The sequence below is a fragment of the Paenibacillus sp. 102 genome (genome assembly GCF_039549175.1).
Lineage (GTDB): Bacteria > Bacillota > Bacilli > Bacillales > Bacillaceae_G > Bacillus_A.
This window is the reverse complement of sequence record NZ_JBCGHT010000019.1, coordinates 17604-33501: the sequence shown is the minus strand read 5'-3', so window position 1 is coordinate 33501 and position 15898 is coordinate 17604. Positions and strand designations below refer to the sequence as shown.

Sequence of the window (15898 nt, the reverse complement as noted above, 5' to 3'; positions counted from 1 at the left end):
ATTCTTTTTTCTATTTGCATGATTGACATCTTTGCCGCTTATGTAAATGAAAAAACTTCAAATGTTCCGAAGGTTTTTTCATTTCTAGATACATTGATTGCTGGTAAAAAATCTTTCAACCGCATTATTGCTTTTCAACGGGTAGAGTAAACCAAAATTCACACCCTTGTTTCCCATCTGGGCGGTCACGGACACCAATTTCTCCTTTATGCATTTCAACTAGTGATTTTGCAATGGCAAGTCCAAGTCCAGACCCTCCAGATTGTGAACTTCTTGATGGGTCTGTTCTGAAGAAACGTTCAAATATCCGTAATTGTTCATCGTAGGAAATCCCTTCCCCTTCATCACGCAAGGTGAATTGGACTTGCTGTTTCTGTGTATTTTCCTCTACAATTAACTCGATTGTGCCACATGTAGGAGAATGACGAATCGCATTATGTAACAAATTATTAATTACTCGTGCTATTTTACATGGCATAATCCAAAGTTTTGGCAATGTATCCGAAACACGTAATTGCAAATCAAGCTCTCTTTCCTTCAATAAGATAGCATGTGAATCTATTACCTTTAATAGAATGCTATCTATATGTACTAAAATCGGTTGAAACACTTCTTGTCCAAGTTCTAACTTAGAAAGTTCAAACAAATTATTAATCAATCCGCTTAATCGCTGTATTTCGTTTAGAATTGTCGTTAGATATTGCTTTTTCATTTCAGCATCTTCAATTAAGTCATCCTGTAACGCTTCTATCATCAATTGTATGCTAGCAAGAGGAGTTCGTAAGTCATGTGAAATATTAGCAATTAGCTCCGTACGTTCTTTTTCTCCTTTTTCTAACTTAGTAAAGCTTTCTTCTAATTTTTTTGCCATTTCTTGAAAAGCTGTGGCTAATTCTTTAAACTCTTCCGGTTCTTTCCCAATTATGTACATTGTTTCAAAATGTCTATCACTAAATTGTTTGGTTAATCCAATTAAATTTTGGATTGATTTCATAATTGGACGTGTCATTAGCCAGTAAATAATCGTTGAAATAATTAGTGCCACCATCACGATTACTATAAATAACCGTGTTTGTTCTGGTCTTAATAACATTTGTCTTTCACTATACCAGATAGAGATTAACATGATACCCGTACTTAGTAAATTCATCAATAACAATTGATAACGTAACTTCATATTTCATTTCCTCCATCTGGCTCAAAGCAATAACCTATGCCCCAAACTGTATGAATCCAACGATTCTTTGTTGTATGTTTCTCTAATTTCTCACGTAGGCGACTTACTAAAACTGTTACTGCATTTGTGCACCCTTCATACTCAAAATCCCAAATTTGTTCAAGAAGTTGGGATCGTGAAAATACTTGTCTTGGATGTTTTGCCATTATATGAAGTACCTCAAATTCTTTCACTGTTAACTCAATTTCATACCCACAAACAAATACACGTCTTTTCGTTGGGTGAATCTCTAAATCTTGGAATCCTATTATTTCTGATACTGGTTTTTGCATTTGTATTGTTGCTTGAATGCCTCTTCGTAGTACAATTTGTACCCTTAATACTAATTCGCGAGGCGAAAATGGCTTTGTTACATAATCATCCGCGCCCATTGTTAATCCCAAAATTCGATCTCTTTCTTCTCCCCTTGCAGTCAAAATAATAATAGGAACATTAGAGTGTTGGCGAATTTCCTCACATAGTTCCCATCCATCTTTTTTCGGCATCATTAAATCTAAAATAATGATATCTGGTTGATATTGCTGAAATAAATTCCAGCCTTCTTCTCCGTTTACAGCGGTGTATACTTCATATCCTTCTCTTTCTAAGTACCGTTTGCATATTTCGAGGATATTAGCTTCATCCTCTATAATTGCAATTCTTGTTTTCATACATAAAATCTCCTCTGTTCCTTTATCAATAATAAAAAATCTTTTTCGGATTCACTTATAGTATTGTAAAATGTTTTTTCTAATTGCTAGTATTTTTAGTTCGTGAGTTTATTTTAATTTAGATATCTTGCATATTTCTTTCGAAAATGTAACAAAACCCTTTCAAAAATATCATGAAATAGTATTACTTTCTATAGACAAATGTGGTGCATGTTTTATCATTTTCCGCCAGAAGACTCCTTACTCAAAAATGTGAAGCTGTGCCCCCCCCTTTTAGGTGGGAGATGAATGTCAGAAAACGATAAAAATTGAAGAGGAATACAATATATAGGGGGTTTGGAGTATTATTGCTGCTTCTGTTCCATTACTCCCCCCCATATACCACAGATCACAAAATTGTTTAACGTTTTCCGAAAGAAGTCTCCTTCCTCAAGTGTGTGCAGGGCGATAGGTGGGAGATGAATTTCGGTTTGGCACTAGCCAAAAGATTGTAGTAAACTCATTACATACAGATTGTTCTTTGAAAACTGAAGATATGAGGTTGATACGAGAAAAGATTCGTATCGTAAAATCTTCAATCAACTCGTCACCATATCAAAATAGCGAAAACCAAGCCATGACGTTGATATGGATAAAACAGTCATAATCGCTAAAATGCGGTGGGTTCTTACCAAGAACTAAAATTGGTATTTTTTGCGCTACAAATACGAACCGTCGGTGCGACGGGGATAGCTTGGTAAATATAGATAGCTAATAAAAGTATCTACTTCCCAAGAAGCACCCACTTCAAGCTTCGCTAAGTGGTGTGTAGTTCACCATAGTAGAAACTTAAGTTTGTCATGTTTGTTCAATAGCTTTAAAAAGGTACCGATATTTCCTTATTTTTGTGGTGTGACGGGTTGCATTTTTAATTCTTTTATCCCTTCCTTTAATGTAACCGCATCTGTTTTTAATGTTTTCCAACTGCCTTTAGCTGCATTCAAGTTAGGTATTAAGAATTTAAATTTATTTTGATCAGCCTTTTGAGACGCATTATCAACATGTCCCAGTACTCCCAAGTATTTCGAATCTAAATCATGCCATTGGTCGGACATATAAGCAAGATTCTTAATAGCATTATCAATCGCACTATGCATCTCACTAATATTATTAAATGCAACTCCAACTACACGATTTAACGTTATTTTATAATCTACAGTCTGACGTAATTGTGCTAATTTCGGCTCTAAAGTTGATAACTTACTTCTTGCATCACCTATCATTATACCCCCAGAAATCATTACGGGAGGAAAGGGGATTTTTACCATTGTCAATCCCTTAGATTCTATGTCTTTCTGATAGTTTATTTCTGCTAAAACTTCATTTAGACGCTTTTGATCAGCCTCTACATCAGCACCTTGGTTTTTTAAAATCGATTGCAAGAGATCTTTATTGCCTCCAAATGCTCTAACATCTTGTCCAATATCGTCTTTTAACTTAGTTAATTCTTGTATTAATTTTTGTGCATACTCTTCGTTTTGTTGAATTTCACTTCGTAAATCTGTAATCCCTTTTTTTAAAGCATCTCCATTCCCTGTATTAATCGCCTCTACTAATGTTCCATAATAATTTTCAAATTTTGTATCGTATTCGATAATGCCTGTCAATGTATCTAAAAGCTGTTTTTTTACTTGCGTATCCCATTTAACAGCATGTTCTCTTGCATTCTTTTGATCTTGTACAATTTTACCAGGTAAATCTGCATACCCATTAATAGTAATCCCTTCAAAACTCACATCTGGATTATTAATTAACAAATAAGAATAGTCATTCATAAACTTTGCAAATACCCCAGCATCTTGCAAAGCTTTTTTCATCTTTTCTTCATTTGCTGAAAGAGACACGTTTTCAGTATTAGTTTGTTCCATTTCACTTGCAAAAGCTGCTACTGGTGAGACTACAGAAATTGTTGTCATAGTTAAAAGCGCCGATGCAACAAGTAGTTTGTAAGGGATTTTTTTTATCATTTCATATTCCTCCAATATAGGTTTTGATTGTAAGTTCTATTCTTCTTTAAAAGTGAAATTGGTTCAGCATATGTATGAATAGTAGTTTTTAAATCATCAAGTATTAAAGAGAATTTATAGTGAAAGGCGAAGTCTTGAATCAAACTTCGCCTTTTCTGTATATAAGGAATTTTTAATTATTGTATGAATATTTAACAATGTAACCATAGATTCTCTATGTTTTGAACAAATTTGTATTCCCTATTGTTGTGGAGTAACAGGTTCCACTTTTAATTCTTTAATCCCTTCTTTTAATGTGACAGCATCCGTTCTTAATGTTTTCCAACTGTCTTTAGCAGCATTCAAGTTAGGTTTTAAGAATTTAAATTTATTTTGATCAGCTTTTTGAGATGCAGTCTCAATATGTCCAAGTACTCCCGAATATTGAGAATCTAAATCATGCCATTGCGTGGACATATAAGTAAGAGCATTAATAGCATCATCAAGCGCCTTATGCATCTCATTAATATTACTATGCGCAACTCCAACTACACGATTTAATGTTGTTTTATTATCTACAGTCTTACGTAATTCTGCTAATAAGGGCTCTAATTTCCCTAAATTATCTCTTGCTACACCCACTATGATACCACCAATTATCGGTAGGCCTAAAATGGCACCCTTCATTACATTAAATCCATCAGATTCTAATTTTTTATAATAGTTTACTGAGTCTAAAACTTCATTTAGGCGCTTTTCATCGGCCTCAACATCAGCACCTTGGTTTTTTAAAATCGACTTCAACTGATCTTTATTGCTTCCAAATGCTCTAACATCTTGTCCAATAGCGTCTCTTAACTTAGTTAATTCTGCTATTAAATTTTGTGCAACCTTTTGGTTTTGTTGAATTTCACCTCGTAAATCTGTAATTCCTTCTTTTAAAGTATCTCCATCCCCTGTATTAATCGCATCTACTATTGTTTCATAATAATTGTCAAATGTTGTATCGTATTCAATAATGCCTGTCAATGTATCTAAAAGCTGTTTTTTCACTTGCGTATCCCATGTAACAGCATGTGCTCTTGCATTCTTTTGATCTTGTACAATTTTACCAGGTAAATCTTCATACCCATTAATAGTAATTCCTTCAAAGTTCACATCTGGGTTCTTAATTAACATATAAGAATAAGCATTCATAGATTTTGCAAATAACCCAGTCTTTTGCAATGTTTCTTTCATCTTCACTTCATTTGCTGAAAGAGATGTATCTCCATTGTTAGTTTGTTCAATTTCACTTGCATAAGTTGCTACTGGTGAGACTACAGAAGTTGTTGTCATAGTTAAAAGCGCCGATGCAACGATTAATTTGTAAGGGATTTTTTTCATCATTTCATATTCCTCCTATATAGGGTTTGATTTTTAGTTTTTTGCTTCTTGTGTAAAAGCGATGTCTTTCGAAATGAATTCTGCATCTTTATGAATATCACTCCAACTTTGTTTAGCAGCTTTTAAATCATCAAGTATTAAAGAGAATTTATGTTCTTGCATAGAGTCGATATTATCATGTAAATCTGTATAATTGGCCCCCATTTTATTCCATTGTTGTTGGATATTTGTTAGAGACAGTATCGCTTGATCCACTGTTTGATACAGATCTGTCAAAGTTGCTTTTGCGTTAGTAAGCGAAATAACTGCTTGGCTAGCAAGATCGGCTTTCGTACTTAGTTCACCGATTTTTTTAGAAATTTCGTTATAGGAGTCCATATGCTTAGACGCCGTGACACCAGATGCTGTTCCTAAACCGATACCAGCTGCACCGAGAGCTGCAAGGCCACCAACAACTGCTGGTGTTGCTGTACCGCCAGTTACAACAATTACTACTCCTCCTGCAATGGCTGCAGCAACTAAAATGAATGCTCCCAATCCACCACCAATTGACCATGCTAATACATTGTTAAAATGCTCTGTCTGAGTAGAATGTAGCTTCTCAATTTCAGCTTGAAGTTGTGGAATCAGTGCATTATTTCCAGCTAATAGTGCCGTTAATCCACCTTGCCCATCTGGGCCACCAACATTATTTTTAAATCCTATAGAATTGTCATACAGTTTTGTTTTGAAGTCTTTTAACATCTTAATTACTTCTGTGACTTCTTTTGAATTTGTATTAATTGTAGTGATTAAATCATTTATGCCCTCTTTTAACTCTGCTTTATCTTTCTTTTGTACAGCAGCTTCCAATATATCGTAATAATTTTTAAATTGTTCATCGTAATTTACAATATTACGTGCTGTTTTTTGAATCTTCGGCTTCGCTGTATCTAACCAATAATTCGCATTGATTCGTGACAGTTCCTGATTAAGGTGAATATTTTTAATTAATTCTGCTCCTTCTGAACCTAAATCAATATTGGATAAATTTACATTTGGTTGTTTAATCATAGTTTTTGCGTACAAATCCATTACAAGAATATGAGATCCTGTTCCAGCTAATGCTTTCTTCAGCCCTTCAGGCCCTAATTCATAATTCCCTACTTTTTGTTCTTGAGCGGTCGTTTCTTGTGCAAATGCATGAATAGTGTTACCGGTAGTAGCAGTGATAACCGTTGCCAGAGTGGCCAAAGTCAACACTTTAAATGGAAATTTCTTCATATCTATTCTCCTCCTTAGTCTTTCGATAGATTCTTATAATCTTTGCATATCTTTAAAAACATAATATTAAAATTTATAAACTTGTTCTTCAAGATAACTTGTTACATTTTTTAATTGTCTTAATGTATCTTTTTGAGACTGCTGGTTAGTTGTATCAACATTAGTAGATAATTTTGTAATACTATTTTTTATTAGATCCAAATCTTCTTTATAGCGTTTTAGTAGGTCAAGTTCTACATTTACTTGATTTGCAAATGTATGTAAATCATTTTGCATAATAAGAAGCATTGATTTTTGTAAATCTGCTATTTTTAGGTTCTTTGTTAAATCATAAAATTTTTGGTTTTGTGTCTCTAAATCTGCTAAATGTGCTCGCTGTTCTGCTGTTAGTTTATTTACCTCAGCGAAGGCACTATATGTTTTCTTAACTTGTTCAGGGTCAATAACTTTCGTAAGGTCATACTCTTTTGTTTGTGTAACTGCAGCTGCAGCTATTTCAGCTTGTTTGCTTTTCTCAATTGCATCACGAGCTTCTTTTTTGGCAGCTTCAATCTCTAGAGCAGATTTACCCTTTTCTTTCGCTTCTTGCTCTGCTTTTTTCTCTGCTTCTAAAATAGAGTTGTTAATTTCTTTGCCTTTGTTATACGCTGCCACCGCTGTTTGAGCAGCAGGTTCAATGATATCTTTTGAAAGGTTATAGACTTCTTTGAATATAACAAACCCTTGTTCATTTAAAGCTCCTGGTAACAATGCGATTTGTTGTAAATCATTTTGAATTGATTTTTGGGTATTTAATAATTCATTTTTTAGCTGATCTATTTTCCCTGTTCCATCTGAACTTAGGATACCCTGCGCTTTTGTCACATCAGTATCGAGATCTTGAAGTTTTTTATCAAGCTGGAATTTAAGATCTGTTAATTCATTAATCTGACGTTGTACGTTTTCTTGGTTCGTCATAGCCATATCTTGAAGAACTTCTAGTCTATCCAAAAATCCCTCTTTATCTTCTTTAGTGTCTACAAACGTTTTTAATGTTGGATAATAGCTATTAAATTTAGTCACAAATCCTTTACTTTTTGAATTTAATAGAATTAAATTTGGATAAAGTTCTGATGACCATTCTTTCATCTCTTGCTTGATTAGGGATTGGTTTGTATTTAAAGCTGGAACTTCCTCTAGTTGTACATTAGGGCTCATTAAAGCCTGATCTATATATGTTTGGATTAATTTCGATTGTGCACCTAATTTTCGTAATGATGAAGAAATATCCGTGTTTTCCTGTTGCGTTTCTGCTTGAACGATTGGTGTTGCGAGAGTATTGATAGGAATAGTCGCCCCAGTAACAATGGATGTTATTAAAAATCCTTTAATTATTTTATTTTTCATTCCGTACACTCCTTCACTATTGTCTGTTTACAATCTTATTCATACATCTTAAAGGACCTAACGCTAGGCTCTTTTCTTTCACACTCATGAGGAAGGAGAATACTTTTGGATAGAGTGTGAAACTCTCGTTATTACTTACTTCCTTTAGAATGTAAGAACCTTACTATCCCTTCATTTAACACTATGTTTTTACAAGTAAACAATAAAATCTCATCACTTATATTTGAATTAGCAGTCAAATGAAAAATAGAATATTTATTTTTCTCTGGAGTTGCTGCTTGACTTGCAGGAGCTCAGATAGATAAACCCATTGCTCCTACAGCTAACCCTGCCATGACTTTTTTGATAGTAATTTCATAATATCCCTCTTAGTTTTGTCAGCAAGATCCCTACAAGATTACAAAAGATAAAATTATGCTGTACATTGCTTATACTTTCACCTCAGAATAAAATAAGATTATTCTTGCTTTGTAGAGACTTTGAATTCTATTTTTTACAAATGTGATACTTTTTTGATTCTAGATTATTACCAAACTTAATTAACTGATTATTACGAAAATTAATTTGACATAATGTTACTTGCAGCTTTATTGTACTTTTATTATTACAACTTTCTCCTCCCCTTAGTGGTCCTACCAATTACACCTTTATTAAAACATTAAACTTTTAATGCGTAAATAGTAGAATTTTGTCGATTATATTTAATAATTTATTTATTGCGTATTAATGTTAGAAGAAATATTATACTTATATAGTTATTATTTAATATCATTTAAGTAATTATAATAGTTACAACTTGATATATCTGATTAAAAAATAATAATTTTAATCAATAAGTGATATTTAATAATATTTAATTATTGTTTAATATAATTTAATCATACTCTGCATATTAATCTCTTTTATTTAGATATGCAAAATTGCATATCCGAATAAAGCTTTAAATAAGATGTGCTCTTATAAATTGCTAGCTGTAAAGAAAGAAAAATTTTTATTTGCGCTGGGTTTAGCCGAGATACGTGTAAAATTAGATTACAATGATACGTTATTTACCAATAAGTATTTTTTAGGGGTACAGATCCATCTCTATCAAGCTCAGGTTATGAAGTGCCCCTTAAACGAAAACTTTTAACTATAGTTACTTATAACAATTTGACCCATCAACTTAAGAGTAAAAATGAACTGTATATCAAAGCTGAATTGATGTGCAGATCATTTGTGTGAGTAAATTTCAAATCAAAAAATAAACCACAAGGGATTCTTTTTGTGTAATTATGGCGTTACTGCCCTAGGTACCAATAAGTAGTTTTATGTTAACTAAAATTGTATAGATTCTACATGATGAATCTTCATATTTTGAGATAAACATAGATGTGATAGGATGGTTAATATAGGAAAATATGGGGGGGAGAATATGAATTTAGTTAAAGAAGTTACCTTATTAAAATATCAGTTTGAACTTATGAAAACGGTGGGCGCTGCGAAGGGATATATGATTATCAAGAAAAATCGCTATTCTTAATTAGGTCCAAGAGGTAAATCACTATATAAGAGGCAAACAGTATATGAGATGGATACTTCTTTTAATCGCAGGATGGATAACATTAACTGCCGGTCTGTTCTTAGGTTCTCTTTCTGGTACAATTGCTGAACAACAATTCAACTTATCTAGAAATATCAAATTGTTAATTCAGGGAATCGTAATGAGTGGACTGGTGGTTCCGGCTATTCTGTATTTATATCAGCGTGTCTACCTGCTCACGGGTACAAAACCAAAAAAGCTGGTCTATTCATGGAAAAATGCCTATCACTTTATAACAGGAGCACTTCTGGCCACTGTACTCGCTTCGTTAGGATTTATAATTACTTCTTTCAAAGGATGGATCGTCATTGAACAATGGCATGCACCAAATTATTGGTTTACAGCGCTATTGATAAATATATTCATTGCCTTTTTTTATGAAGCTTTGCCGGAGGAATTGGCATTACGGGGGTTGATATATGATGTATTACGCCATCGTTTCGTCGCTTGGCTAGCAGTATTATTTCAAACTTTGTTATTTTTATCTATCCCTATAGTAGTTAACCAGATTCAAGCTATCGTTGGACTCGCTCCTGGAAACTCTATTGACCTTTCTTATATCATATTAATTTTATGCTTTGGGATATGTTTGCAGTTGCTTCGGCTCTGGACTGGGAGTCTTTGGACAGCAATTGGTTTTCACCTTACATACCTAGAGGTTGCCAGATTTGTTATCTTCCAAAATGGATATGATGTTCCCAAAATTGTAACCTACCACGACTCAGTGCTCGGACTTGGTGGATTATTTGTTGCTGTCGGTATGATTATTATTGGGGGCATCATTATGTCACTCTTCATATTAGGCGTGAAGCGATTTATAAGGAAGAGTTCAAATTCAGTCCAAGGTTAGCTTTCTTGAACTACCCCCACTTAACGACCTTGCAGTCTGTTTGAAGTGGGAGATCCTGCGAACACCGATGTATTCACCAGTTATCTTAGCAGGCTCTGCCCGTAGTTCCTACGGTGAGAACTTAAGTATCTTGTACGTTGACTCACCATGCTTCCTACTTTAGCTTGGTTTTCGCAACTTCGGCAAGGGTGGGGCGATAGAACGTTGAAGATTTTACGATTGCAACGATTTTTCTGCAATGAACCTCATATCTTCAGTTTTCAAAGAGCAATCTGTACAAGTATATAGTAGCAAACGTGTTGGCTTAGGCCAACCAACATTCATCTCCCATTGCTGGTACTATCGCACCTTCACGCAAATTGAGGAGGGAGTCTTCTGTCGGAGAATGATAAAATAATACAAAACAACACCTAATCAAATAGGTGTTGTTTTGTTTCTTCCTGTTGTGTAATGATAATAAAGCTGTTTAATTTCTACGCTATAAACACGTATAACACCGTCTGAACAATCAAACAATGTTTAAAATAATTGTTTAATTTTATCTTCTTCTTCTCCATTAGACTATACATATAATTTTTAATAAATTATTATTAATTATATATATTTTTAAAGACATTAAATCTCATATAACATTGGAAATACACTTAAATACATATTCAAATTTAAATCAAATTAGAATTTAGTATTAAATCATCTTAAAATGTACATTGCATATAAAATTTAAAATATATTTAAATCAGGTTTTATATGTCCATAACACTTTGATATACTATATTTATAGCTTGTAGATTATTGAAATTAAGCACGGAGGTAGTACTTTCATGACACAAGATTTATTGTTTATTACAAAGCCAACGGTTACTACAAAAGAAGCAGCTGATTTAATGGGTGTTACCGTACAAACCATTCTAAAGAAAGAAAAAGAAGGCCTACTTGAATGTGTATATAAAGATAATTGGAAACAATTTGGAAGCAAAATATTTTACTTAGAAGATATTGAACGATTAATGAATAAAGAAGAAACGAAAGGTTTAAGTACAAAAAAAGTAGCTAAACTTTTAAATGTGGCACCATCTACCATATTTACTTATATTAAATCAGGAAAATTACCAGCAACAATGATGGAAAAGCGCGGAAAACAAGTGTATGTCATTGATGAAGAAGATTTAGAAATTTTTCAGCTTAATTATGAAAAAACAACTAAGAAAGAACGAAAAACTTTTATCAGCAAGATCCAAGATACTGAAATCTACTTATATCAATTACTTACACATCAAGAGACAGGGAAAATTGCTCGTGTGATAGAGATAAATGGGAATGATGGGAAAGTAATAACAGAAGATGAAGAAATCTTCTCTTTATCCGAATACAAAGATCGCGGCTACACAGCAGAGTATTTTGAAAAAAAAGCAGTCATTACAAAACGCGGGTATTTGTCTTTTACTTTCAAAAGACCTCAATTATTTCATTCAATCACTTATAATCTAATTAACTTATTATATAAAGAGATTAGTGTTACAAATATGCGAGTAACCGTTATACAGGACACAATCCATGTAGAAATTAAGCCATATATCCTAAAAGTGGATCCATTGAATTTACAAGAGGAGATTAAGTACTTGCATTCTCATATGAAAACCGGCTCAATACTACCACATGTTGAGGGTATTTACTTTAAGAGCAATGTAGAACCTTTAACTTTTCATGCGGATCATGAATTTAAACAAAAAGTAATACAAATGGCTTCAGAAGCTGGACTGGGTCAGGAAGAGTTCTTACTTCAAGCAATGAGAAGTTATATGGAGTCATTAAAAAAGTAAATTGGAATTAAGAGAAAGCTATCACTTTAATTGAACTATTAAAAATGATAGCTTTCTGTATGCTATTTGGCGTTTAAATATTCTTTACCTTTTTTAAAAACGTTAGACAGGTTCCACAAAGTGCACCTTACCTATTCTCTTTATCTAAGTTAAGGCGGTTATAAAAAAGACGCGATGTTCTGAAAGAACCTTTTATAGATTTTTATAATATTGCTAAGTAGAATACGGTAACTAAGATTGTATATAAAACTTTAAATATAGTGAAACATATACGTTATTGATTACCTGAGGGGTATCTATATCATGTAGGGATTGTTATATAGGATTTTGATATGGTAACTCCTTCTTAAGAGGAAATAAGAAACAGAAAAAATAATTTGATTCTTATTGTATAATAATTATATATTAAATAACAAAAAAATCTTGTAAATCAATATTAAGGGTCCAAGCCGTTCTTTGATTTTGGTCTTTTAAATATTATTATGCAGGATAAACCTCTATTTTTGTAGGCCGTGAAAAACGTCTCTCTAATTCTTTTCTTATTTTTTCAACAGCGAAGATTTCAGAGGACGCATATACCTTGGCCACCTTTTTTATAAAAGTATTTCCTGTTACTAGAATATATCTTACTAAATACAATGAAATCATACTCTCACCCTTTCAAAGTTTTTCTTTGTAAAGTGTATGACTCTTTTTTATAGATATGATATAAGTCTAGTAATTTAAATTTATATTTTCGCAAAATTTAGACAAAAACCACCTTTAAACCATCTGTATATGAAATTTCATAAAAATGTTTAAATTTGTTTAATTATACTATTTCCTTATTCAAGAAATTAGTCTATAATTTTCTAAGTAATATTATGGGAATAGAGGAGTTTATAATAGAATATGGAGATGAGAAATTTACATAATTTAATCGAAAAAAGAAAAAGAGAATTAATTGAACTTGCTAAACACAATGGTTTTCATCATCCTAAAGTACTAGAATTTAGCCAAGAGCTAGATATATTAATTGTTCGTATGATGAAGCAAAGCCAAATGTCTTGCATTATTGCAAAAGAGCGCAGAAAAATGTCTAAAAAATGAAAGCTCTATAATTTAATTCGTTATATTTATATATAACATTGTTAATGTTAATATAAAATTTATAGATTCCTAGATTATTTTAACTGCTTCTATTAATGGGTAGAAACAATAAAAATCGGCAAGGAAAATAACATTACCAATAATATAAAAGGAGCAATTTAAGCTCCTTTACTTGTTCATTTTAACACTCTTCATTTAAATAAGCGTCCCAATCATAATGAGAAATCTTGCAAAATTCACCTTCATCATTAATTCCAAAAGCACATATAGTTCTTTGATAACTTGATATATAGGGCTGCAGGCAGAAAATACAGTGCAATAACCAAGCCGTTCAGTCCCTGCGAAAAATATCCACCGAAAAAAATAATGCTCAAGTTTTGGGCATCTAATAGCCCGAAGTAACGCTCAGGAAGACAAAAGGCTGATTTCGTCGTGGAACTGAGAATCCCCTACTTCAAAATTCGTTAGAATTTAAGTGGCGGGTAGTTCACGAAATGCTTATAGTCTAATTTTATTTAAAAGTGAATTCTTATCAAGTGTAAATAATGCATAATTTAATTTTTTAGTTCTAATTAATATACAGTCTGATTCGTCATTACGTATACCTATCTTTACTATTTTGTCCTTTTCAGGAACATAGTTGCTATCTTCAATAATCTCAATAATTTCCTCCAATAGAATATTGATTTCTGCAGATTGCCATTCAATGGTTAATTCTTCTTGTGATCTTGTTAACTTTATATCTTGCATATAATTCTTTACCTACCCATTAATATTTATATTTCATAATAAATCAATTCAACGAAATTATATCAAAAAATTATAAAAACAGCTACAATTTTTTATTCTCAAGCAACATCTCCAAAATTCATTCTAAAGAAATTAACTAAAGTGAATTCACTCACCTGCTATCTTTATGTAAATCCAGTAGCTGATTGTTTAATTTAACCAGCTTTAGAGATAAGAGTTCTCTATACTTCAGCATTAATATAAGTGTATACTTACCGCAAACATTTTTAAATAATCGTAACATCTTAGTCCTACTAAACAAATAGGAATGGAAATTAAATTTGTTTTTACTTATTAATATTGATAAATATTTATTTGTATTGACCTAAAATAGAAATAAACATAAAATTTCCTTAAGTAAATTTTTTTTACTTAAGGCAACATTGCGTGTGTACGACTGTAAAAAGTTGTATAAAATTCATTTCATAGGATTCCTTAGTAGCTCTCAGTTTCATCGAGGGCTACTTCCCCATTCACGTAATAAAGTATGAAAAATACAATTATACTAGATTAGGCTCTTCTTTTTGAATGTATTTCATAAAAGAAGAGCCTAATTTCTAAAATAGCATTACCGTTTTATACATATTACGATATAGGAAAACTAATATAGGATTTTAGTCACGAAAAAATTGTTTTTTACAATGGAACATACTAAAATATGGTCAGGAAGCTAGGGTTAAATATAGAGAAAACACCACAGGTACTGTATTCTCATCTTTTCTTATAAGTTAACGATAACAGAAATGTATTTAGCCTTTGATAGCAAGAATCTTATTCCATTACTCAACTTATCCCTTTTAGAAAAAAGTATCCATTATAATTAATGGTCGTAGATCATATGGTTATATTAATATATTAACTATAGTTAAGCATAAATATTGTATAGAAATGTTATAAATTCATTTTAGACGGGATATTAGTAATTGAAGCGTTTTTTTATGATTCCTTATACATTTTTAGGATTATGGGTTACTATTAATCTATAATTTATTTAAAATAAAGGTAATGAAGAGTAACTGCTCTTTACCCGAAATCAACATAAAGGAGAATTATAAAAATAATGACTTTCCCCAATAACATTAACAGTATGTGTGAGTATTCAATAATAGAAATAAAATGTTTACCCTATAATTCTAAAACAAAAAAATTTCAAAATGACTTTGTCCTTATTTGTAGTACTTATCTTAATAAAAATGATAAGGCAAATGGTCATAGTACATTTGAAATTCAATCTATAAAAGAATTATCATATAATAATGCACACGTTAAAGAAGCAAAGAAGTTTACATACCAAGGTGGCACTTTAAAAATTAATGATTTTGTAACTATAATTGAAGTGAAAACTGATTATGATACAAAGTATATAGCAAACCTCTCTTATCAATATCACAAAAATAGTGAAACGGAATATATACAAGACAAAGATATACTCCTATTTTCTACTTCAGCAGGACTAAAAGGTTCTTTTTCTAACGTTCCTTATCTTTATCTTCCACCAGAATTTAAAGCCTATATGGACTACTGTGATGCTCATCAGGAGTCTAAAATTCTCCACGATGCTTTTTATACTCTGAATCGAATTACAAAAGAAGATAGTAATTTCGAAGAATTCATTGAACAATTTAAAAAACTACAAGATAAGCAAAGTATTGTCGAAAAGCACTTATATGAGTGTTATTTACAGAACACAGATGAAAACTAATTGCTCACTATCCCTACTCCCTCTAAAGGAGTGGGGCTTCTTGATTACAATGATAAATTCATTGAATTTTTCGCACTTTTCTTTACCTAGCAGTCGAAGTCTCTAGACAAAATATCTATATTAATTACTCATACTTTTACAAAGAGGAGAACACTTAAC

At 32.0% G+C, this 15898-nt stretch carries 11 protein-coding genes; 4 read left to right on the top strand and 7 right to left on the bottom strand.

Annotated elements, in window-relative coordinates:
- Nucleotides 1-124: 124 nt before the first annotated feature.
- The 6 genes from AAIE21_RS24800 to hblC form a co-directional block, all read right to left on the bottom strand.
- Nucleotides 125-1177, bottom strand: a complete 1053-nt coding sequence (locus AAIE21_RS24800) for a sensor histidine kinase (RefSeq protein WP_343269206.1) — start codon at nucleotides 1175-1177, stop codon at nucleotides 125-127.
- A complete protein-coding gene (locus AAIE21_RS24795) occupies nucleotides 1174-1887 on the bottom strand; it encodes a response regulator transcription factor (protein ID WP_343269205.1) in 714 nt (237 codons plus the stop codon). Before AAIE21_RS24795 ends, AAIE21_RS24800 begins: the two co-directional genes overlap by 4 nt.
- A gap of 878 nt (nucleotides 1888-2765) precedes the next feature.
- Nucleotides 2766-3893 carry a ClyA family alpha-helical pore-forming toxin gene (locus AAIE21_RS24790; RefSeq protein WP_343269204.1) on the bottom strand — a complete coding sequence of 376 codons (1128 nt, stop codon included), beginning with the start codon at nucleotides 3891-3893 and terminating at the stop codon, nucleotides 2766-2768.
- Nucleotides 3894-4133: 240 nt separating this feature from the next.
- Nucleotides 4134-5261 carry a hemolysin BL binding component B gene (hblA, locus tag AAIE21_RS24785; protein ID WP_343269203.1) on the bottom strand — a complete coding sequence of 376 codons (1128 nt, stop codon included), beginning with the start codon at nucleotides 5259-5261 and terminating at the stop codon, nucleotides 4134-4136.
- A 30-nt stretch (nucleotides 5262-5291) separates the two neighbouring features.
- The gene (gene hblD / locus AAIE21_RS24780; protein WP_343269202.1) at nucleotides 5292-6521 is read right to left on the bottom strand and encodes a hemolysin BL lytic component L1; all 1230 of its coding nucleotides are present in this window, start codon (nucleotides 6519-6521) and stop codon (nucleotides 5292-5294) included.
- 66 nt (nucleotides 6522-6587) lie between these two features.
- Nucleotides 6588-7907 (bottom strand): hemolysin BL lytic component L2, encoded by a 1320-nt coding sequence (gene hblC, locus AAIE21_RS24775; RefSeq protein ID WP_343269201.1) that lies wholly within the window; start codon nucleotides 7905-7907, stop codon nucleotides 6588-6590.
- Nucleotides 7908-9610: 1703 nt separating this feature from the next.
- Between hblC and AAIE21_RS24770 the strand changes: the two genes are divergently transcribed.
- From AAIE21_RS24770 to AAIE21_RS24760, 3 genes are all read left to right on the top strand, one after another.
- The gene (locus AAIE21_RS24770) at nucleotides 9611-10339 is read left to right on the top strand and encodes a CPBP family intramembrane glutamic endopeptidase (RefSeq protein WP_343269200.1); all 729 of its coding nucleotides are present in this window, start codon (nucleotides 9611-9613) and stop codon (nucleotides 10337-10339) included.
- Between the two features lie 821 nt (nucleotides 10340-11160).
- Complete coding sequence (locus AAIE21_RS24765; RefSeq protein ID WP_343269199.1) at nucleotides 11161-12159, top strand: helix-turn-helix domain-containing protein; 999 nt, start codon at nucleotides 11161-11163, stop codon at nucleotides 12157-12159.
- Nucleotides 12160-13050: 891 nt separating this feature from the next.
- Nucleotides 13051-13248 (top strand): aspartyl-phosphate phosphatase Spo0E family protein, encoded by a 198-nt coding sequence (locus tag AAIE21_RS24760; protein ID WP_343269198.1) that lies wholly within the window; start codon nucleotides 13051-13053, stop codon nucleotides 13246-13248.
- Nucleotides 13249-13746: 498 nt separating this feature from the next.
- On the opposite strand, the gene AAIE21_RS24755 is transcribed toward AAIE21_RS24760, so the two are convergent.
- A complete protein-coding gene (locus AAIE21_RS24755) occupies nucleotides 13747-13998 on the bottom strand; it encodes a SunI/YnzG family protein (RefSeq protein ID WP_343269197.1) in 252 nt (83 codons plus the stop codon).
- Between the two features lie 1099 nt (nucleotides 13999-15097).
- On the opposite strand from AAIE21_RS24755, the gene AAIE21_RS24750 reads away from it, so the two are divergent.
- Nucleotides 15098-15739, top strand: a complete 642-nt coding sequence (locus AAIE21_RS24750) for a hypothetical protein (RefSeq protein WP_343269196.1) — start codon at nucleotides 15098-15100, stop codon at nucleotides 15737-15739.
- Nucleotides 15740-15898: the final 159 nt, after the last annotated feature.